The organism is Desulfosoma caldarium, assembly GCF_003751385.1.
GTDB classification, from domain to species: domain Bacteria; phylum Desulfobacterota; class Syntrophobacteria; order Syntrophobacterales; family DSM-9756; genus Desulfosoma; species Desulfosoma caldarium.
In genome coordinates, this window is sequence record NZ_RJVA01000010.1 from 303413 (window position 1) to 322369 (window position 18957).

The 18957-nt window shown below is 56.1% G+C and carries 17 protein-coding genes and 3 tRNA genes; 7 read left to right on the forward strand and 13 right to left on the reverse strand.

Features of this window, described 5'->3' with window-relative positions:
• Positions 1-134: 134 nt before the first annotated feature.
• From rpoC to EDC27_RS04690, 13 genes are all read right to left on the reverse strand, one after another.
• A complete protein-coding gene (gene rpoC, locus EDC27_RS04630) occupies positions 135-4256 on the reverse strand; it encodes a DNA-directed RNA polymerase subunit beta' (protein ID WP_123289441.1) in 4122 nt (1373 codons plus the stop codon).
• Between the two features lie 46 nt (positions 4257-4302).
• Positions 4303-8421, reverse strand: coding sequence for a DNA-directed RNA polymerase subunit beta (rpoB, locus tag EDC27_RS04635; protein WP_123289442.1), 4119 nt, complete (start codon positions 8419-8421; stop codon positions 4303-4305).
• Positions 8422-8593: 172 nt separating this feature from the next.
• Complete coding sequence (gene rplL, locus EDC27_RS04640) at positions 8594-8980, reverse strand: 50S ribosomal protein L7/L12 (RefSeq protein ID WP_123289443.1); 387 nt, start codon at positions 8978-8980, stop codon at positions 8594-8596.
• Between the two features lie 21 nt (positions 8981-9001).
• Positions 9002-9523 (reverse strand): 50S ribosomal protein L10, encoded by a 522-nt coding sequence (gene rplJ / locus EDC27_RS04645; RefSeq protein ID WP_123289444.1) that lies wholly within the window; start codon positions 9521-9523, stop codon positions 9002-9004.
• Between the two features lie 214 nt (positions 9524-9737).
• Positions 9738-10442: a 50S ribosomal protein L1 gene (rplA, locus tag EDC27_RS04650; protein ID WP_123289445.1), complete on the reverse strand. Its 705-nt coding sequence runs from the start codon at positions 10440-10442 to the stop codon at positions 9738-9740.
• Between the two features lie 55 nt (positions 10443-10497).
• Positions 10498-10920, reverse strand: coding sequence for a 50S ribosomal protein L11 (gene rplK, locus EDC27_RS04655; RefSeq protein WP_123289446.1), 423 nt, complete (start codon positions 10918-10920; stop codon positions 10498-10500).
• 86 nt (positions 10921-11006) lie between these two features.
• The gene (gene nusG, locus EDC27_RS04660; RefSeq protein WP_123289447.1) at positions 11007-11537 is read right to left on the reverse strand and encodes a transcription termination/antitermination protein NusG; all 531 of its coding nucleotides are present in this window, start codon (positions 11535-11537) and stop codon (positions 11007-11009) included.
• 51 nt (positions 11538-11588) lie between these two features.
• Positions 11589-11957 carry a preprotein translocase subunit SecE gene (gene secE, locus EDC27_RS16205; RefSeq protein WP_211334773.1) on the reverse strand — a complete coding sequence of 123 codons (369 nt, stop codon included), beginning with the start codon at positions 11955-11957 and terminating at the stop codon, positions 11589-11591.
• Positions 11954-12103: a 50S ribosomal protein L33 gene (gene rpmG / locus EDC27_RS04670; RefSeq protein ID WP_123289448.1), complete on the reverse strand. Its 150-nt coding sequence runs from the start codon at positions 12101-12103 to the stop codon at positions 11954-11956. The genes secE and rpmG overlap by 4 nt, the downstream gene beginning before the upstream one ends.
• Before the next feature lie 45 nt (positions 12104-12148).
• A complete protein-coding gene (gene tuf, locus EDC27_RS04675) occupies positions 12149-13342 on the reverse strand; it encodes an elongation factor Tu (RefSeq protein WP_123289438.1) in 1194 nt (397 codons plus the stop codon).
• A 136-nt stretch (positions 13343-13478) separates the two neighbouring features.
• Positions 13479-13555: transfer RNA gene (locus EDC27_RS04680), tRNA-Thr, on the reverse strand.
• 113 nt (positions 13556-13668) lie between these two features.
• A tRNA-Tyr gene (locus EDC27_RS04685) sits at positions 13669-13753 on the reverse strand.
• Positions 13754-13860: 107 nt separating this feature from the next.
• Positions 13861-13935, reverse strand: a tRNA-Thr gene (locus tag EDC27_RS04690).
• A gap of 333 nt (positions 13936-14268) precedes the next feature.
• On the opposite strand from EDC27_RS04690, the gene EDC27_RS04695 reads away from it, so the two are divergent.
• The 7 genes from EDC27_RS04695 to EDC27_RS04725 all read left to right on the forward strand — a co-directional run bounded on the left by EDC27_RS04695 (position 14269) and on the right by EDC27_RS04725 (position 18957).
• Positions 14269-15183: a DMT family transporter gene (locus EDC27_RS04695; RefSeq protein WP_170161589.1), complete on the forward strand. Its 915-nt coding sequence runs from the start codon at positions 14269-14271 to the stop codon at positions 15181-15183.
• A gap of 262 nt (positions 15184-15445) precedes the next feature.
• Positions 15446-15748 carry a YggT family protein gene (locus tag EDC27_RS04700; protein WP_123289450.1) on the forward strand — a complete coding sequence of 101 codons (303 nt, stop codon included), beginning with the start codon at positions 15446-15448 and terminating at the stop codon, positions 15746-15748.
• Between the two features lie 36 nt (positions 15749-15784).
• Positions 15785-16282, forward strand: coding sequence for a DivIVA domain-containing protein (locus EDC27_RS04705; protein WP_123289451.1), 498 nt, complete (start codon positions 15785-15787; stop codon positions 16280-16282).
• 15 nt (positions 16283-16297) lie between these two features.
• The gene (locus EDC27_RS04710; RefSeq protein ID WP_123289452.1) at positions 16298-16468 is read left to right on the forward strand and encodes a Trm112 family protein; all 171 of its coding nucleotides are present in this window, start codon (positions 16298-16300) and stop codon (positions 16466-16468) included.
• Between the two features lie 19 nt (positions 16469-16487).
• Entirely contained in the window at positions 16488-17510 is a 1023-nt protein-coding gene (gene rfaE1 / locus EDC27_RS04715) for a D-glycero-beta-D-manno-heptose-7-phosphate kinase (RefSeq protein WP_123289453.1), read from the forward strand.
• The gene (locus EDC27_RS04720) at positions 17507-18073 is read left to right on the forward strand and encodes a DUF4416 family protein (RefSeq protein WP_123289454.1); all 567 of its coding nucleotides are present in this window, start codon (positions 17507-17509) and stop codon (positions 18071-18073) included. Before rfaE1 ends, EDC27_RS04720 begins: the two co-directional genes overlap by 4 nt.
• The gene (locus EDC27_RS04725) at positions 18070-18957 is read left to right on the forward strand and encodes a YicC/YloC family endoribonuclease (protein ID WP_123289455.1); all 888 of its coding nucleotides are present in this window, start codon (positions 18070-18072) and stop codon (positions 18955-18957) included. The genes EDC27_RS04720 and EDC27_RS04725 overlap by 4 nt, the downstream gene beginning before the upstream one ends.

The window sequence follows — 18957 nt, forward strand, 5'->3', positions numbered from 1 at the left end:
TTCTCCACCAACTCCAGATCGCTTTGATTTCAAAAACTTATTGACTCAGAGCCCCTAGGCTCAGAAACACCTCTATGTACAGAGTCGCCCGAACCTTGTCAAGCCTTTTCAAGCCCCAAGGCACCGGCCTTTGCTCAGCCCTCGTGCAGCACCTGCTCACCGCCATAGAGCTTTCGGTACCGCCGCATACCGGTTCCCGCAGGAATCAAGCGTCCCATAATGACATTTTCCTTGAGGCCCCGAAGTCGGTCTATCTTGCCCGCTGCCGCCGCATCGGTCAAAACCTTGGTGGTTTCCTGGAAAGACGCGGCGGAAATGAAGCTCTCCGTGCTTAGCGACGCTTTGGTGATCCCGAGGAGCAGTGGTTCGGCCGCCGCCGGCCGCTTGCCTTCCGCTTCTAGGGCTTGGTTTACGTCCTCAAACACATGCTTTTCCACGTGTTCCCCAAGCAGAAAGTCGGAGTCGCCGGGATCGGTAATGCGCACCCGGCGAAGCATCTGGCGCACGATGATTTCTATATGCTTGTCGTTAATCTTGACGCCCTGAAGTCGGTACACCTGCTGCACTTCATTGAGCAAATATTTGGCCAATTCCTTTTCTCCCAGCACGTTTAGCACATCGTGTGGATTGGGCGATCCGTCCATGAGGGGTTCGCCAGCCCGCACATAGTCGCCTTCATGAACACTGATGTGTTTGCCCTTGGGAATGAGGTACTCCCGAGGTTCGCCCACTTCCGGCGACACGATAACCTTGCGTTTCCCCTTGGCATCCTTGCCAAAGCTCACCACGCCCTCGATTTCCGTAATGACCGCATGCTCCTTGGGCTTTCGCATCTCAAAGAGCTCGGCCACTCGAGGCAAACCGCCCGTGATGTCCTTGGTTTTGGTGGTTTCTCGAGGAATTCGTGCCAGCACGTCTCCGGGAAAGACCGTATCGCCCTCGTTGACCATGAGAATGGCGCCCACGGGCATGTAGTATCGAGCGTGCCCACCGTCGCCCACGCGCGCTGTCTTGCCTTTTTCATCCTTGATGGAGATGCGAGGCCGCATATCCCCATCCCGCACTTCCACCACCACCTTGCTGGATTTGCCGGTCACGGCATCCAGCCTTTCCTGCATGGTCACCCCTTCGATGATGTCGCCGAATTTCACCGTGCCCTGCACGTCGGTAAGAATGGGAGTAAAATACGGGTCCCATTCGGCCAGTAGGGTTCCCGGCTCCACCTCTTGGCCTTCCCGCACCTTGAGCTTGGCCCCATAGACGATGATATAGCGCTCTCGCTCTCGACCCGTTTCACTGACGATGGCCACTTCCCCGTTACGGTTCATGACCACCAGGTCCCCTTCGCGGTTAAGCACCGTGTTCAGGTTGAGGAACTTGACCTGACCCGGATATCTATTTTGAATAGATGTCTGTTCGATGCGTTTGCTCGCCGTGCCGCCGATATGAAAGGTGCGCATGGTGAGCTGCGTGCCCGGTTCTCCAATGGACTGCGCGGCGATGATGCCGATGGCTTCCCCGAGCTGTACTCTCTTGCCGTGGGCCAGGTCCCGCCCGTAACAGGTGGCGCACACCCCACGACGGCTCTGGCAGGTGAGGATGGATCGAATGGGAACCTTTTCGATGCCGGCGTCTTCAATTTTCTTGACGCCTTCTTCGTCGATTTCTTCCCCCGCACGAATGAGAACGTCTCCCGTGACGGGGTCCACCACATCTTCCAAGGCCACGCGACCAAGGATTCTTTCACCCAGCCGCTGAATGATTTCCCCGGCTTCCAAGAGTGCCTCGGCCATGATGCCGTCCAAGGTGCCGCAGTCTTGCTCGGTGATGATGACATCCTGGGAAACGTCCACCAGGCGGCGGGTGAGGTAGCCCGAGTTGGCCGTCTTGAGGGCCGTGTCGGCCAGGCCTTTTCGCGCACCATGGGTGGAAATGAAGTACTGCAACACGGTCAACCCTTCACGGAAATTGGCCGTGATTGGGGTTTCGATGATTTCCCCTGAGGGCTTGGCCATCAGACCGCGCATGCCCGACAGCTGCCTCATCTGGTCCTTGCTGCCGCGCGCTCCAGAATCCGCCATCATGAAGATGGGATTGTAAGAAGTGGTCTGGGCTTTTTGCCCGTTAGGGCCTTCCACGATTTCCGTCTCGATTTCCTTCATCATTTCGGCGGCCACGCTGTCCGTGGCTTTGGCCCAAATGTCCACGACTTTGTTGTATTTCTCGCCGCCGGTAATCAACCCTTCATTGTACTGACGTTCGATTTCTCGAACTTCCTCAAAAGCTTTTTCGATGATTTCCGATTTTCGCGACGGCACGATCATGTCCTTGATGGCAATGGACAATCCCGATCGCGTCGCCTGGTCATAGCCCAAGTCTTTCAGGCGGTCCGCCAAAATCACGGTGGCCTTTTCACCGGCCCTGCGGTAGCTGAAGTCGATGAGCTCCAGGATAGCCTTTTTGGTCATGACTTTGTTGATCCGCTGAAAGATTTGGTCAAAGAGCGATGGATCTTCGGCCAAAGGCTCCTCCAAGATGCCGCTGATAGTTTCCCAAAGCAGCGCTCGGCCCACGGTGGTTTCCACCAGACGCCTCTGAAGACGAACCTTGATTCGAGCATGTAAATCCACCACTCCCGCATCGTAAGCGCAGCGCACCTCATCCACGCCACAGAAGATACGCCCTTCTCCCTTGGCAAAGGGTCTTTCGCGAGTCATGTAGTAGAGCCCAAGGACAATGTCCTGGGAGGGCACGATGATGGGGCCGCCATGCGCCGGGCTCAGGATGTTGTTGGTGGACATCATGAGCACGCGAGCTTCCGTTTGGGCCTCGATGGACAGCGGCACGTGCACCGCCATCTGGTCTCCGTCAAAGTCCGCGTTAAATGCCGTGCAAACGAGCGGGTGCAACTGAATAGCCTTGCCTTCGATCAAGATGGGTTCAAAGGCCTGAATGCCCAAGCGATGTAAGGTGGGAGCGCGGTTGAGCAGGACGGGAAACTCCCGGACCACCTCGTCAAGGGCGTCCCACACTTCCGGGGTTTCCTTTTCCACCATCTTTTTGGCCGCTTTGATGGTCCCTACATGACCCTTTTCTTCCAACTTGTTGTAGACAAAGGGCTTAAAGAGCTCGAGGGCCATCTTTTTCGGCAAGCCACACTGGTGAAGCCTAAGGTTCGGCCCAACCACGATGACCGTGCGGCCCGAATAGTCCACGCGCTTGCCCAGAAGGTTCTGCCGAAAGCGGCCTTGCTTGCCCTTGAGCATGTCGCTCAGGGACTTGAGCGGTCTCTTGTTGGCTCCGGTGATGGTCTTGCCGCGCCGCCCGTTGTCAAAAAGCACATCCACGGCTTCCTGCAGCATGCGCTTTTCGTTGCGAATGATGATGTCGGGCGCATTGAGGTCCATGAGCCTTTTGAGGCGGTTGTTGCGATTGATCACTCGTCGGTACAGGTCGTTCAGGTCACTGGTGGCAAACCGGCCTCCATCCAGCGGCACCAGAGGACGCAGGTCCGGAGGCAGCACCGGAATGACGTTCATAATCGTCCATTCCGGCTGATTGTCGGAGTCCTTGAAGGCTTCAATGACTTTTAGGCGCTTGGCCAGTTTCTTACGCTTGGCCACAGAAGAGGTTTCCATCATTTCGGTGCGCAACTCTTGCGCCAACGCCGGGAGGTCCAATTCGGCCAGTAGTTCCCGAATGGCTTCGGCCCCGATACCTGCACGAAAACCCGCGCCATGCTCACGGACCAGGTTCCGATATTTTTCCTCGCTGAGCAGATCATATTTCTTGAGCCCCGGAACCTCTCCGGCATCCAGGACAATGTAGGAGTCGAAATAGAGGACCTTTTCCAGGTCCCGCATGGTCAGGTCCAGCAGATTGCCGATCTTGCTGGGCAGGCTGCGCAAAAACCAAATGTGGGCGACCGGGGCGGCCAATTCAATGTGCCCCATGCGCTCACGACGAACCTTGGACTGAATGACCTCCACACCGCACTTTTCACAGACCACGCCGCGGTGCTTCATTCTCTTGTATTTGCCGCAGTTACACTCGTAGTCCTTGGTCGGGCCGAATATCCTAGCGCAGAACAGCCCGTCCCGTTCCGGCTTGAATGTGCGGTAATTGATAGTTTCCGGTTTCTTCACTTCGCCGTAGGACCATTCGCGAATCTTGTCCGGAGACGCCAACATGATCTTCACGGCATCGAAGTGCAAAGGGTCAGTGGGATTCATGAAGTAAGGATACAACTCTTTCAAGGGTTCCTCCTTGTGCGTCGTGCTTCGGGCTTGAGCCGACGCGAATCTATTCTCCCTCACCTTCCTCTTCGCTAAGCAACTGCACGTCCAGGGCGAGGGCTTGGAGTTCCTTGACAAGGACATTAAAGGACTCCGGTAATCCGGCGTCCAAGGTGTTGTCCCCCTTAACGATCTTTTCGTACATGCGTGTACGGCCTACCAGATCGTCCGATTTCACGGTCAAGAACTCCTGCAGGGCGTAGGCTGCCCCATACGCTTCCATGGCCCACACTTCCATCTCGCCCAGTCTCTGGCCGCCAAACTGGGCTTTGCCCCCCAGGGGCTGCTGGGTTACCAAGGAGTAGGGTCCGATGGATCGGGCGTGGATCTTGTCGTCCACCAAGTGGTGAAGCTTGAGCATGTACATGATGCCCACCGTGACCGGTTGATCAAAGGGTTCGCCGGTGCGTCCGTCATAAAGAATGGTCTGGCCTGTTTCAGGAAGTCCCGCTTCTTTGAGGAAATCGCGAATCTCGGCTTCTTCGGCGCCGTCAAAAACCGGGGACGCCACGTGCAGCCCTTCCCTCAGATGAGGCACAAGCGCCTCCAGATCTGTGGGTTCCGCCTCCTTGAAGAACTTGTCAAATTCCAAATGATTGTAAATGCGCCGCAGCTTTTCCTCCAGCGTCTCCTTTTCCTTGTGGGCTTCGATAAGTCGCGCCAACTGCTCGCCCAAACCCTTGGCCGCCCATCCCAGATGCGTTTCCATAACCTGGCCCACATTCATTCGAGACGGCACGCCCAGGGGATTGAGCACGATGTCCACGGGCGTCCCATCAGCAAAGTAAGGCATGTCTTCCATGGGAAGAATCCTGGACACCACGCCCTTATTGCCGTGACGACCCGCCATCTTGTCACCCACCTGCAGTTTGCGTTTGACGGCGACATACACCTTGACCATCTTGATGACACCAGGCGGTAGCTCGTCGCCTTTTCTGAGCTTATTGATCTTTTCCTCAAACAGAGACTGCACCAGCTCCACCTGTTCTCGATAATGCTCGGTGATGCGCTCGACTTCCATGGTGAGAGTCGGGTCTTCCGCAGCCTGCAATTGGTTCCAAAGCCGACTGGGCAGATTCAACAGGACCTCATCGGTGATGGGATCGCCTTTTTTCACGTATATCTTTTTGCCGTCTTTAATAATGTTGGCGCAGGTTTTTCCCGCAAAAAGAGCGGCAATGCGCTTGGCCACACTCTTTCGAATGATCTCCAGCTCGTCGCGCTGATCCTTTTCCAGACGCGCAATCTCTTCATCTTCAATCATGCGTGTGCGCTCATCCTTGTCCACGCCCTTGCGGGAAAAAACCTTGGCATCAATGACGATGCCTTCCACCCCCGGAGGCACCCTCAAGGAGGTGTCTTTGACGTCGCTCGCCTTTTCTCCAAAGATGGCCCGTAAAAGTTTCTCTTCGGGGGTGAGCTGGCTTTCGCCTTTAGGCGTCACCTTGCCCACGAGAATGTCATTGTGGCGAATGTAGGCGCCGATGCGCACGATGCCGCTTTCGTCCAGGTTTTTGAGCGCTTCTTCGCCCACGTTGGGAATGTCCCGCGTGATTTCTTCCTTGCCCAGTTTCGTGTCTCGAGCCAGGACTTCAAACTCTTCGATGTGGATCGACGTGAACACATCGTCTCGAACGATGCGCTCGCTAACCAGAATGGAGTCTTCAAAATTGTAGCCGCCCCAACTCATGAAGGCGATCAAGACATTGCGGCCTAACGCCAACTCGCCGTGATCCGTGGAGGCGCCGTCCGCGATGATCTGCCCTTTGCGCACGGTCTGTCCGGCGCGCACCAGGGGTTTTTGGTTCAGGCACGTGTTTTGGTTAGATCGCTTAAACTTGATAAGCTTGTAAATATCTACGCCGCTGTCTCGGCTACTTTCCGTTTCCGCGGCTCGCACCACGATGCGGCTGGCATCCACGTACTCCACAACACCGTCCCTTTTGGCCACAATGACCACGCCGCTGTCTCGAGCCACAATGCGTTCCATGCCCGTGCCCACCAGAGGGGCTCGCGTCTGAATAAGCGGCACGGCCTGGCGTTGCATATTGGATCCCATGAGGGCACGGTTGGCGTCGTCGTGTTCCAGAAAAGGAATGAGGGAGGCGGAGACGCTCACCAGTTGGTTAGGTGACACGTCCATGTAGCGAATCTCTTCCGGAGGCACCAGCATGAATTCACCGGCCACCCGCGCCGACACCTCATCACGCACAAATCGCCCTTCGTCATCCAGGGGCGCGTTGGCCTGGGCGATGGGGTAGTCCTTTTCTTCCATAGCCGTGAGGTACACCACCTCTTTGCCGACGGTTTTGTTCTCCACCTTACGATACGGCGTTTCAATGAACCCGTAGGGATTCACGCGAGCATAGGTGGACAGCGAAACAATCAGTCCGATGTTGGGACCTTCCGGTGTCTCAATGGGGCAGATGCGGCCGTAGTGCGTCGGATGCACGTCTCGTACTTCAAAGCCCGCCCTTTCCCGCGTCAGGCCTCCCGGCCCCAAGGCGCTCAACCGCCTCTTGTGCGTGACCTCCGAAAGAGGATTGGTCTGATCCATGAACTGAGACAACTGGCTGGTACCGAAAAACTCCTTGACCACCGCCGAGACAGGTTTGGCATTGATCAAGTCGTGGGGCATGAGGGCTTCGATCTCTTGTAAGCTCATCCGCTCTTTGATCGCCCGCTCCATGCGCACCAACCCGATGCGGTATTGGTTTTCCAGCAATTCTCCTACCGCGCGCACCCTGCGGTTGCCCAGGTTGTCAATGTCGTCCACCGGGCCTTGGGTTTCCTTGAGGTGAATGAGGCGCCGCACGGCTTCCAGAATATCTTCTCGCGTGAGGGTTCGCTGTTCCAGGGGACAGTTGAGTCCAAGCTGATGGTTCAACTTGAGGCGCCCCACCTCGGAAAGATCGTACTGCTCCGGATTAAAAAAGAGATTATTAAAGAATTCGGTAACCACCTCTTCAGTGGGCGGATTGCTGGGGCGCAGCTTGCGATAGATTTCGATGAGAGCATCTTTGCGGCTCGTCACCTTATCCTGCAGCAGCGTGTTTCGAAACGCCGGGCTCACATCCTGGCCCTGCAGGTGCAAGATCTCCAACTCCTGGATGCCTTTTTCCAAGAACAAATCAAGATGAGCTGGTGTGATCTCTTCGTTGCACTCGGCAATGATTTCCCCGGTGCTGTAGTCGATGACGTCATGGGCCAGAACCTGGCCGACAATCTCCTCGGTCTTCATGGGCAACCGCTTGATGCCCAGCTCTTCCAATTTTTTCAAAAGCTGCTTGCCAAGCTTTCGGTTTTTCTTGGCAATCAGTTCTCCGGTAACCGGATGGACGATGTCTTCGGGCGCTCTGGTGCCAACCAGCGTCTCTTTGTTCAGTTCCTTTTCCGCGTTCTCCTGGTCGATCAAGAAGACCTTTTCGGTGCGATAAAAATAGTTGAGCAGTTCCTCGGTGGCGTAGCCCAAAGCCTTTAAGAAAACGGTGGCAGGAAGTTTTCGACGTCTGTCAATGCGCACGTAGAGAATGTCCTTGGGGTCGAATTCAAAATCTAGCCAGGAACCCCTCAAAGGAATGACGCGAGCCGAATACAGAATCTTGCCGCTGGAATGGGTCTTGCCGCGATCGTGGTCAAAATAGATTCCCGGCGATCGATGCAGCTGGCTGACGATGACCCGCTCGGTCCCGTTGATAATGAAGGTGCCGTTTTCCGTCATCATGGGCAGGGTGCCAAAATAGATTTCCTGCTCCTTGATGTCCCGAATGGACCGATGCCCCGTTTCCTTGTCCACGTCAAAGACCGCCAGACGCACCACGATCTTCAGGGGCGCCTCGTAGGTCATGCCGCGGGCCAGACACTCCTCCACGTCATACTTGATTTCACCGAAGCTGTACTGAGCAAACTGAAGCGAGGCCGTTTGACTGAAATCCTCGATGGGAAAAACGCTTTCAAAGACTTCTTGAAGGCCTTTTCTTACCCGCTGATCGGGAGGCACGTCCATCTGAAGAAAGCCGGCATAGGACTCTTTCTGCATTTGGATTAAGTTCGGGATGTCCACGATTTTTTTGATCTTCCCGAAACTCTTTCGCACCCGATACTCTTGGCTTAGAGCAGTTGCCATGACATCTCCTGCCACTCTTAAGAAGTATCGTCGCCTTGAGGTCAAAAGGGCGACAAAGCCACCTCGATTCCGCCTACGGCGAAACCTTTGGTGGCACCGACATGCATAAAGGCAAAAATCGGAAGCCCCTTCCTAAGGGGACTTCCGACACACCGCAAGCCAGGGGCTTGCCTTATTTGATTTCCACGGTAGCTCCGGCTTCCGTGAGCTTCTTGGCGATCTCCTCGGCTTCAGCCTTGGGAATGCCTTCCTTGACCACGCCGGGAAGGTTTTCCACCAGGTCTTTGGCTTCCTTAAGCCCGAGGCTGGTCAGCGCGCGCACTTCCTTAATGACGTTGATCTTCTTGTCACCTACCGCGGTGATGACCACGTCAAACTCGGTCTTTTCCTCCACCGGGGCCGCTTCGGCACCGGGCGCTGCCGCCACAGCCGCCACTGCCATCGGCGCGGCCGCACTCACACCGAATCGATCTTCCAACTCCTTTACCAGCTGGCTCAGTTCCAGCACGGTCATGTTTTCAATAAACTTGATGACATCTTCCTTGGTGACTTCCGACATGCTTCCGATCCTCCTTGCGTCCTATGCGTTTTCTTTTTCCCGTTGAATGGCAGCCAGCACGCCCACAAAGGCCCGCGGAACACCGCCGAGCACGCGCACCAAAGCTGTGGGGACAGCATGCAGGGTTCCCAGCAATTTGGCCAGGAGTTCTTCGCGGGAAGGCAGGTCCGCCAGAGCCAGCACGTCTTGTACGGTGAGCTCACGGGTGCCCAACACGCCGCCTTTCACTTGGAACTTGTCGTTGGTCTTGCCAAAGGCTTTGAGAATCTTGGCCGACACGGTGGGATCGTCGTAGGCAATGGCCACCGCGTTAGTCCCTTGCAGCAAGGGTTCCAGCACTTCTGCTCCCGTGCCTTTGGCGGCGATGCGCATCAGCGTGTTCTTGACCACCTTGAACTCCACACCCTGCTGGGCCAAGTTGTCCCGAAGCTCGGTGATCTCGGCCACACTCAGACCCCTGAAATCCGTGAGAATCGCGGCGGTGGCTCGCTGCAGTTTTTCGTGCAGCTCGGCGACCAACTGTTCTTTCTTGACCCTATCCAAGCTCTCTCATCCCTCCTTTCCTCTGCCGGCGTGCTTTCTTCAAACGCATGGTCCGCATGGGGCGATCCCGTTGGTCTTTTCACCACCTCGGTAGGTCCCGCTCGGCGGCGCCAGAATTACCGAGCGGATTTAAACACCTTCCCGATGTACCTACGGTCTCAGATGCGTGAAAGCACCCAACGGCAGTTACTTTAATGGTCTTTGTTCCCAGACTTTAGCCCACGATGGTTTTCACGGCCAAGGGGTCGATGCGAATGCCCGGTCCCATGGTGGTGGAAATGGCAATGCCTCGCAGATAGGTCCCTTTGGCGGCCGCGGGCTTGAGTCGAATCAGGGTGTCGATGAATGTGGAAATGTTTTGCATGAGTTTTTCCGGGCCAAAGGACACCTTGCCCATGGGGGCGTGAACGATACCGGTCTTTTCCACGCGAAAATCCACCTTGCCCGCCTTGATTTCCTGGACCGCCTTGGCCACGTCAAACGTGACCGTGCCCAGCTTGGCGTTGGGCATCAGACCTCGAGGGCCAAGGATCTTTCCGATCTTGCCCACCTGCCCCATCATGTCCGGCGTGGCCACAGCCTTGTCGAACTCCAACCAGCCTTCCTTGATCTTTTCGATGAGTTCTTCACCGCCCGCCACATCGGCTCCGGCGTCCAACGCCTCCTTGACCTTTTCTCCCTTGGCAAAGACGACCACGCGCACCACTTTCCCGAGGCCGTTGGGAAGCACCACGGTGCCACGAACCATCTGGTCCGCATGTCGGGGATCAACCCCCAACCTCACGGCAATGTCCAGCGTCTCATCAAAGGACGCGTAGGCGCACTGAAGGGCAAGATTGAGGCCTTCTTCGAATGTATAGCGCTTTGTTCGATCCACTTTCTCCAGCGCAGCGCGATATTTTTTCCCTCGCTTCGGCATTTCCTTCTCTCCAACCGACGCATACTGTCGCCGTGCACGGGCGACAGCCCACAGATTATTCGATGACGATCCCCATGCTGCGAGCCGTACCCTCAATGGTGCGAATGGCCGCCGCCAGGTCTCGAGCATTGAGATCGGGCATTTTGAGCTTGGCGATTTCCTCCACCTGTGCCTTGGTCACCTTGCCCACTTTTTCGCGGTTGGGCTCGCTGGAGCCCTTGGCGATCTTGGCCGCCTTTTTCAGGAGCACCGAGGCGGGAGGCGTCTTGGTGATAAACGTAAAAGACCGATCGCCATAGACCGTAATGATCACAGGAATGATCATGCCTTCCTGGCCCTGGGTTTTGGCATTGAATGCCTTGCAGAATTCCATGATATTCACGCCATGCTGACCCAAGGCTGGCCCCACAGGCGGGGACGGATTGGCCTGCCCCGCGGGAATCTGCAATTTGATATTTGCAATGACCTTTTTTGCCATCTGAACTCAACTCCCCTATACTCTTGACCCCTTGCTTCGTTGCCGAGCCTCACGCGAACCCCGCGGCTCAAGCGAGCGCCAAAGGCCTACAGGCGGTTCACCTGCACAAAATCCAATTCCACCGGGGTGGAGCGGCCGAAAATGGTGACCAGCACGCGCACCTTGCCTTTTTCAGGAATCACCTGGTCCACCACGCCATGAAAACTGGCAAACGGTCCGTCCACCACGCGGACTTCGTCGCCTTTTTCAAACTGGTACTTGGGTCGAGGCCTTAGCACCCCTTCTTCCATCTGTTGAAGGATGGCCTGGGCTTCCTCTTCGGTCAACGGGATGGGCTTTTCTTGGCTACCAATAAAGCCGGTTACTTTCGGTGTGTGGCGCACCAGATGCCAGGTTTCGTCATTGAGTTCCATCTGGACCAGAATATAGCCGGGATAGAACTTTCGCGAAGAAGAGCGGCGTTCACCCTTGACCAGTTCCACCACCTTTTCGGTGGGCACAAGAATCTGGCCAAAATACTCGGCCTTGCCCGCAGCCTTGATGCGCTCTTCTAAACTCGCCTTAACCTTTTGTTCAAACCCGGAATAGGTATGAACAATGTACCACTGCTTTGCCACGCCTTTTCTCCCATTCCCGCAGCGCCTCGATCCTGCCTAAGGTTCGGCGTCTTAGCCAATGAGAAACTTCACAAAATGGGCCAGTAAGAAATCCACAAAGCCCAAATAGATCCCGCAAAGGATCACAATAATCACAACCACGGACGTAGAACCGATGGTTTCCTTACGGGACGGCCAAACCACCTTGCGCAGTTCATAGACCACTTCGCGTAGGTAGGTTTGAACACGCATCCAAAGGCTCGGCTCGGCGGGCCCGGCCTTGCGCGGCGCCTTCTTCTTGAGAGAGCCCGAACCCTTGGCTTCCCCGGAGCCGCCCTTTGCTTTTTTTTCCGGGACTTTCTTATAGGTTTCCAAACTTTGCCCACCTTCGTCCACGCCGCGTTTCACTCTGTGCGCCTTCATTTTTTTGGCTTCGTTCACCTGGTTTCCTTATGAACCGTATGAGCGTTACAGAATTTACAGTACTTGCGAAAACTTAGACGATCCGGGGTTGTCTTTTTGTTTTTCGTGGTCGTGTAGTTGCGCTGCTTACATTCCTGGCACGCCAAAGTGACCAATACTCGCATCGTCCTTCACCTTTTCTTTTGGCAAAGCCCAGGCGGGCTCCGTCCCTACTCGATGATGTCGGTGACCACGCCGGCGCCCACGGTGCGTCCGCCTTCGCGAATCGCAAACCGAAGCTCCTTCTCCAAAGCCACCGGAGCAATCAAATGCACTTCCATGTTCACGTTGTCCCCAGGCATCACCATCTCCACGCCCTCAGGCAACGTCACCACTCCCGTCACATCCGTCGTGCGAAAATAAAACTGCGGCCGATACCCAGGGAAAAACGGCGTGTGCCGCCCCCCTTCCTCCTTCTTCAATACGTACACCTCTGCCTTGAACTTCGTGTGCGGCGTGATGCTCCCAGGCTTCGCCACAACCTGGCCACGCTCCACCTCGTCCCGCTTGATCCCGCGAAGCAACACCCCAATGTTGTCCCCCGCTTCCCCGCGATCCAAGGTCTTGCGAAACATCTCCACACCCGTACACACCGTCTTCATCGTCGGCCGAAATCCCACAATCTCCACTTCATCGCCCACCGAAATCACCCCGCGCTCCACGCGACCCGTCACCACCGTCCCTCGGCCGCTAATGGAAAACACATCCTCAATGGGCATCAAAAACGGCTTGTCAATATCCCGCACCGGATCCGGTATGTAATTGTCCACCGCTTCCAACAATTCAAATATCGGCGCCGCATCCGGACCCGATGGATCATCACACTCCAACGCCTTCAACGCCGACCCCTTGATGATCGGCACATCATCCCCAGGAAACCCATACTTGCTCAACAACTCCCGAAGCTCCAACTCCACCAACTCAATCAGCTCCGGATCATCCACCATGTCCACCTTGTTCAAAAACACCACCATGTTCGGCACACCCACCTGACGCGCCAACAAAATGTGCTCCCGTGTCTGCGGCATCGGACCATCATCGGCCGCCACCACCAAAATGGCCCCGTCCATCTGCGCCGCACCCGTGATCATGTTCTTGATGTAGTCCGCATGCCCCGGACAATCCACATGCGCATAATGCCGCTTTTCCGTCTCATACTCCACATGCGCCGTCGCTATCGTGATCCCTCGCTCCCGCTCCTCCGGCGCCTTGTCAATCGCATCAAACGGCACAAACTCCGCCTTCCCACGAAGCGATAACTGCTTCGTAATCGCCGCCGTCAACGTCGTCTTCCCATGGTCTATGTGACCAATCGTCCCAACATTCACGTGCGGCTTCGTCCGCTCAAACTTCTTCTTCCCCATCGCACTTCCTCCTCACGTCAAAAGTCGGTCTTCGTCCCGGACCCTCCGGTCCTCAAAGCCTCAACGGCGGTACGCGTCATCCGGACGGTGCGGAGTCTGTGGCAGAAGGCGCCCCCCTGATGGCTTCTAAAAAAAATGGAGCCCACGACCGGGCTCGAACCGGTGAACCTCTTCCTTACCAAGGAAGTGCTCTACCTCCTGAGCTACGTGGGCTCACACCCTAAAGGGGGCGGACATGCAAGACGGGATTGTGCTCGACGATGACATGCAGTTCGAACGACAATGGCCCGCTTCGGCTGCCACTATCTCCTACATGCTTAGGGTGATGGTGGAGAGGGGAGGATTCGAACCTCCGAAGGCTTCGCCGGCAGATTTACAGTCTGCTCCCTTTGACCACTCGGGAACCTCTCCCCAATCAAACCGCCTTCCCGCTTATCAACCCGGGTGCGAGAGCAGCCCTCCCTATCACAGAGCACAGCCGAAGGCAAGCGAAAAGTGCACCGGGTTCACCGGGACAGTGGAGCTGGCGATGGGATTCGAACCCGCAACCTGCTGATTACAAATCAGCTGCTCTACCGTTGAGCTACGCCAGCCCGATTCAATGTATTGCTCTTAACACATTATCCGCGGCATCGTCAACAGCCCGCTGGGCAGCTTTCCATCGTCGCATCATTTTATCTCAAGCGGGTTTCCTTGGGCAGGAATTTTCGCCCCGCTTGGAATGATCCAAGACCCTGCGGACTTTTAACCACATTGTGGAGGACTCGCTTTTGGACTATGATTCAGTTGCAGAGGGGCTTTTCGAAAAAAGCTCATCAGCTTTTGAGTGGTCTTTGTGAAAAACAACCATGGCTCACGCCTATGCACGCTATTTTAGGGAGAGGCCCTTCACTGCGGCAATGAAAAAACCCTTTGCGGAGGCGCTCATGCACGACGACGCATCGCCGGCGCTTTGGAAACTTTGGAGTATTGTCTCCGTAGGGATTTTAGCCATCTCCAGTGCGTCCATTCTCATACGACTTGCCGAGGCGCCTTCTCTGGCCATCGCCGCTTATCGCGTAAGCCTTGCCGCCTCGTGCGTGGCTCCGTGGGCGCTCGGCCGTTTTTCAAAACCCAAGACCACCTTTGTCATTCCATGGAAGGCCGTTGTGGTTTCCGGGTGTTTTCTCGCCTTGCACTTCGCTTTCTGGATTGAATCCTTGAAAAGGACTACTGTGGCCAGTTCCGTGACCTTGGTTAGCACAAGCCCGGTTTACACCGCCGTTTTTTCGTCCCTTTTATTAAGGGAACGCATCGGCCTCTTGATGTGGACGGCCATCACCACATGCGTCATCGGAAGCGCTGTGGTGGCCGGTCTGGATTTTCGCCTGGATGCCGACGCTCTCCTTGGAGACTTGCTCGCCCTTCTGGGTGGCGTCATGGCTTCCGGGTATTTTCTTGCCGGGCGCTATGCCAGAGCCACCTTGCCCCTTTCCCTCTATATCTCATTAAGCTATGGGATTGCGGGCGCCGTGCTTGTCGTCCTGTGCCTAATTAGCCAGATCCCCTTGGTCGGCTTTTCCCCAAAAACCTACGTCATCCTTGTTCTTCTCGCAGCCGTTCCTCAAATGATCGGCCACACGAGCCTCAACTGGGCTCTGAAGCATGTGACCGCCACGGCGGTGGCCGTGCTGACTCTAGGAGAACCTCTAGGAGCGTCCATCTTGGCCTTTTTTGTTTTCCGTGAGACGGTCTCCCTACCCACCGCCTTGGGGCTCGCTCTCTTGGCGGCAGGCATCGTGGCCAGCGGCTTTGCCGCCTCCAGGCGCTCAACCAAAGCTCCCCGCTCCTCGCCACCCTAATGGGCACACGCTCTCAAAGACCGGGCTTTCCCGGGGCTCGCCATCCATGTCGCGTCTTCGAAAAGACCCATCCCATCGGTTGCCTCATTTTTCGCCGGGCTCGCCGTGCAGAAAACCGGAAAACCGTTTGGGGTATGATGGTTTCGTAAGGCTTCATTCCGGGTTTCTTCGTTGACACTGTGGCGGAAAACCGCTAGTTTTCGCCCGTCATCATGGCTGAAACAGAGGAAAAAAACCTACCTCTTGCGAAGTGGAGTGGCTCATGTTTGTTCTCAGCAATCTTCTTCTGGCCGTGGCCGAGGTGTTGAATATCGTCTTAACCGTTTACATGTGGATCATCATTGCTCGTGCCATCCTCTCCTGGGTCAATCCCGACCCGTACAATCCCATTGTTCGCTTCCTTCACGGCGCAACGGAACCTGTCCTTTACGCTATTCGGCGGCGCATCCCCGCCTTTTTCGGGGGCATCGATTTGACTCCCATGATCGTCATTCTGGCGGTCCTTTTCCTTCAGAGGTTTCTTGTTTCATCGCTTCGTGAATTGGCATTGGTCTTAAGGGCCTAAGTTTTGTCGGCGTTCGGAAAGACGAAGTGAGGGCCTATGGAACGGACGTTCGGTGAATCTTTCAAACGACGGTTTCGTCTCTCCTGGAGAGGCTACAATACTCGAGAGGTGGATGTCTTTCTTGACGAAGTGATGGCCGATCTGAACAAGTTGAAGGCGCACAACGCCGCTTTGCAACGTGAAGTGCAAGATCTAGCCAAAGAAGTTTCAGAACATCGGGAGCGGGAAAAAGCCATTCGCAACGTCCTTACCAGCGTACAAAAAGCTTCCGAAATCATGAAAGCCAATGCGGAAAAAGAAGCTAAACTGATCATCGCCGACGCGGAACTTCGTGCAGAAAAAATCCTTCAAAGCGCCCATCAACGCCTTGCCGAGCTCCATCGCGACATTAACGAACTCAAGCGCCAGCGCATTCAACTGGAGGCCAAGTTGCGATCCACCATCGAGACGTACCGGCAGCTTCTGGAAGCGCAGCGAGAGGACGAACCGGCTGAAGAGGGCCTGGATACCAAAGTGGCGTTGCTCAATCGCTAACGGGGGGATGTGAAAATGCCTATCAACCAAGAGCTCCTGGAAATCCTCGTGTGCCCTCGATGCAAAGGCAAGATTCGACTAACGGATGACCAGGATGGCTTGGTGTGCGACCGATGTCGGCTACTCTATGAAATTCGCGATGGCATTCCCATCATGCTTCTCGAGGAAGCCAAGCCATTGGCTTGAGCGAGGCATTCCCGGATCCATGGCCACCAAAGCCTGCTCACGCACCCATCGCTTTCACCGACTTCTTCAAGGGTTGGACCGTTTCTCTCAATGCACCGTTCTCGTGCTTGGGGATCTCATGCTGGACGTCTTCCTCTGGGGGCATGTGCGCCGTATCTCTCCGGAAGCCCCTGTTCCGGTGGTGGAAGTTCGTGCAGAAACCCACGTTTTGGGAGGCGCGGCCAATGTGGTGCACAACATCGTGACCATGGGCGGAAACGCCCGCGTGGTGGGCGTGGTAGGCAACGATGCCTACGGCCGGGAAGTCCGCGATCTCCTGCAAAAGGCTCAGGTTCCTTGCCATGGCTTGGTCATCGTTCAGGACCGGCCCACCACCGTCAAGACGCGGGTCATTGCGCAGCACCAGCAGGTGGTGCGCGTGGATCGAGAGGACACTCGTCCCTACGACTCCGAAGGGCTTCGTGCCATTCTTCATGCGGTGGAAGCGGAGGTCCGCGACGTGGATGCGGTGGTAGTGTCCGACTACGCCAAGGGAGTGGTTTCTCTCGAGGTCATGGACGCGGTGCGAGCTCTGGCGCAGCTCTACGGCATTCCGGTCTTTGTGGATCCGAAGGTGCCTCACGCCCCATTCTATCACCATGTCACCCTGGTGACTCCTAACACCGCGGAAGCCTTGGCCATGGCGGGAATGATCGAATGCGACGACGCTTCTTTGGAAACGGCAGGGCGCCTCCTTTTGGAAAAGCTTCAATGCCAGCACGTGCTCATCACCCGAGGCCCCGAGGGCATGAGTCTTTTTGGAGCGGGAACGCCATCCGTACACATTCCCACGGTGGCCAAGAAAGTCTTTGATGTCACGGGGGCCGGGGATACCGTCATTGCGGCCATGGCCTTGGCCACCGCCGCGGGGCTGGACATGCGGGATGCCGCGCTGCTCGCCAATACGGCCGCAGGCATTGTGGTGGGGGAAGTGGGGACAGCCGCCGTGGAACAGACTCGGCTTCGCGCAGCTCTTCAGAACAGCGGAGGCTGCGAAGAATGAGTGTGCCCAAGGTTTTTGAGCCCTGCAAACTGGTCTTTGGGCTTCTTTATCGTCGGCATGATGACAAGACCCACGTGCTGTCTGCTTTAACCGAGCTCTTTGGCCCCTTGGATGCCGTCACGCAGCCTCAAAATTTCACCTTCACACGGTTCTATGACAAGGAAATGGGCTCGGGCCTCCTTCGCGTGTTTGGAAGTTTCGATGAACTGGTGGATCCCGAACGCCTTGCTGAAATCAAGCACCGCACAAATCTTTTGGAGCAGAGCTGGGCTCAAGACGGACGTCGCACCATCAACGTGGATCCCGGTCTTTTGAGTGAAGAACGCCTGGTTTTGGCCACCGGAAAAAACGCCGCGCATCGAATCCCCCTTCGCAACGGCATTTATGGAGACTTGAGTCTTCTTTATCGCCACGGAGCCTATCGTCCGCTTCCCTGGACCTACCCGGACTACGCTCAGGACGACACGCGCCGATTTTTCGGGCTTCTTCGGGGCCTTCTCATGGCTCGCCGAAGCGGACGTCCACCCCGCCCACCTCAGAGCTTTAAGGAGATGCCCTTGTGATTCGCAGCATGACCGGATACGCCCGCGCCGTCGCGGACAACGGGATCTATCAAGCCGTCGTGGAACTGCGCAGCGTCAACGGAAAGCACCTGGATTTGTTCATTCGCCTTCCCAAGGAACGTTTGGACTTGGACGAGGTGGTTCGAGAAGCCCTGCGCAAGAAGCTGCGACGAGGGCGCGTGGACTGCTATGTGACCATCGAACCCTTGGTTTCATCGCTTCGAGCGGCACGCATTCATTTTCAGACGGCACGGGCTTACTGGGACGTTCTTTACCAGCTTCATCTCAGACTTCCCGGCTCGGATCCTCCCAAGCTGGAACACCTTCTCAAACTGCCCGGTATCTGGGAAACGGACACCACCTTGCCGGAAGCCGAAGAGGTCCGTCATCTCGTGGCTGAAGCCACCGAACAGGCTCTGAATAATCTCCTGGAAGCCCGCGCCGTGGAAGGGCATGCCCTGTCCCGCGATATTTTGCAGAGCCTTCGGGAACTGCAGCAGGACCGTGTTCTGGTGGAGGAACGCTCCCAAGTGATTGCGGAGGAATTGCAAGGTAAACTCCACGCCAAGATGCAAGAAATTATGGCCGCTCTTCAAGGCACCGTGGATGAAAATCGCCTGCTTCAAGAACTAGCCTACCAGTTGGACCGAACGGCCATTAACGAAGAACTGGTACGGCTTAAAAGCCATCTTGACCAGATGATTGGCTGGATTACCGCAGAGGAAGCGGTGGAAGGGCGTCGGCTGGATTTCATGGCGCAAGAGCTTTTACGGGAGGTCAACACGATTGGGTCGAAAACGTCCGACCTGATCGTGACACAAGCCGTGGTTCGCATGAAAAACGCCATTGGAAAGATCAAGGAACAGATTCAAAACATCGAATGA

Bases quoted from the DNA above. Each gene is read 5' to 3' on its own strand.
- EDC27_RS04710 (WP_123289452.1), top strand. From the start codon at position 16,298: ATGCCTATCAACCAAGAGCTCCTGGAAATCCTCGTGTGCCCTCGATGC.
- EDC27_RS04695 (WP_170161589.1), top strand. From the start codon at position 14,269: ATGCACGACGACGCATCGCCGGCGCTTTGGAAACTTTGGAGTATTGTC.
- rfaE1 (WP_123289453.1), top strand. From the start codon at position 16,488: ATGGCCACCAAAGCCTGCTCACGCACCCATCGCTTTCACCGACTTCTT.
- EDC27_RS04720 (WP_123289454.1), top strand. From the start codon at position 17,507: ATGAGTGTGCCCAAGGTTTTTGAGCCCTGCAAACTGGTCTTTGGGCTT.
- rplA (WP_123289445.1), bottom strand. From the start codon at position 10,442: ATGCCGAAGCGAGGGAAAAAATATCGCGCTGCGCTGGAGAAAGTGGAT.
- rpmG (WP_123289448.1), bottom strand. From the start codon at position 12,103: ATGCGAGTATTGGTCACTTTGGCGTGCCAGGAATGTAAGCAGCGCAAC.
- rplK (WP_123289446.1), bottom strand. From the start codon at position 10,920: ATGGCAAAAAAGGTCATTGCAAATATCAAATTGCAGATTCCCGCGGGG.
- EDC27_RS04705 (WP_123289451.1), top strand. From the start codon at position 15,785: ATGGAACGGACGTTCGGTGAATCTTTCAAACGACGGTTTCGTCTCTCC.
- rpoB (WP_123289442.1), bottom strand. From the start codon at position 8,421: ATGGCAACTGCTCTAAGCCAAGAGTATCGGGTGCGAAAGAGTTTCGGG.
- rplL (WP_123289443.1), bottom strand. From the start codon at position 8,980: ATGTCGGAAGTCACCAAGGAAGATGTCATCAAGTTTATTGAAAACATG.
- tuf (WP_123289438.1), bottom strand. From the start codon at position 13,342: ATGGGGAAGAAGAAGTTTGAGCGGACGAAGCCGCACGTGAATGTTGGG.
- EDC27_RS04700 (WP_123289450.1), top strand. From the start codon at position 15,446: ATGTTTGTTCTCAGCAATCTTCTTCTGGCCGTGGCCGAGGTGTTGAAT.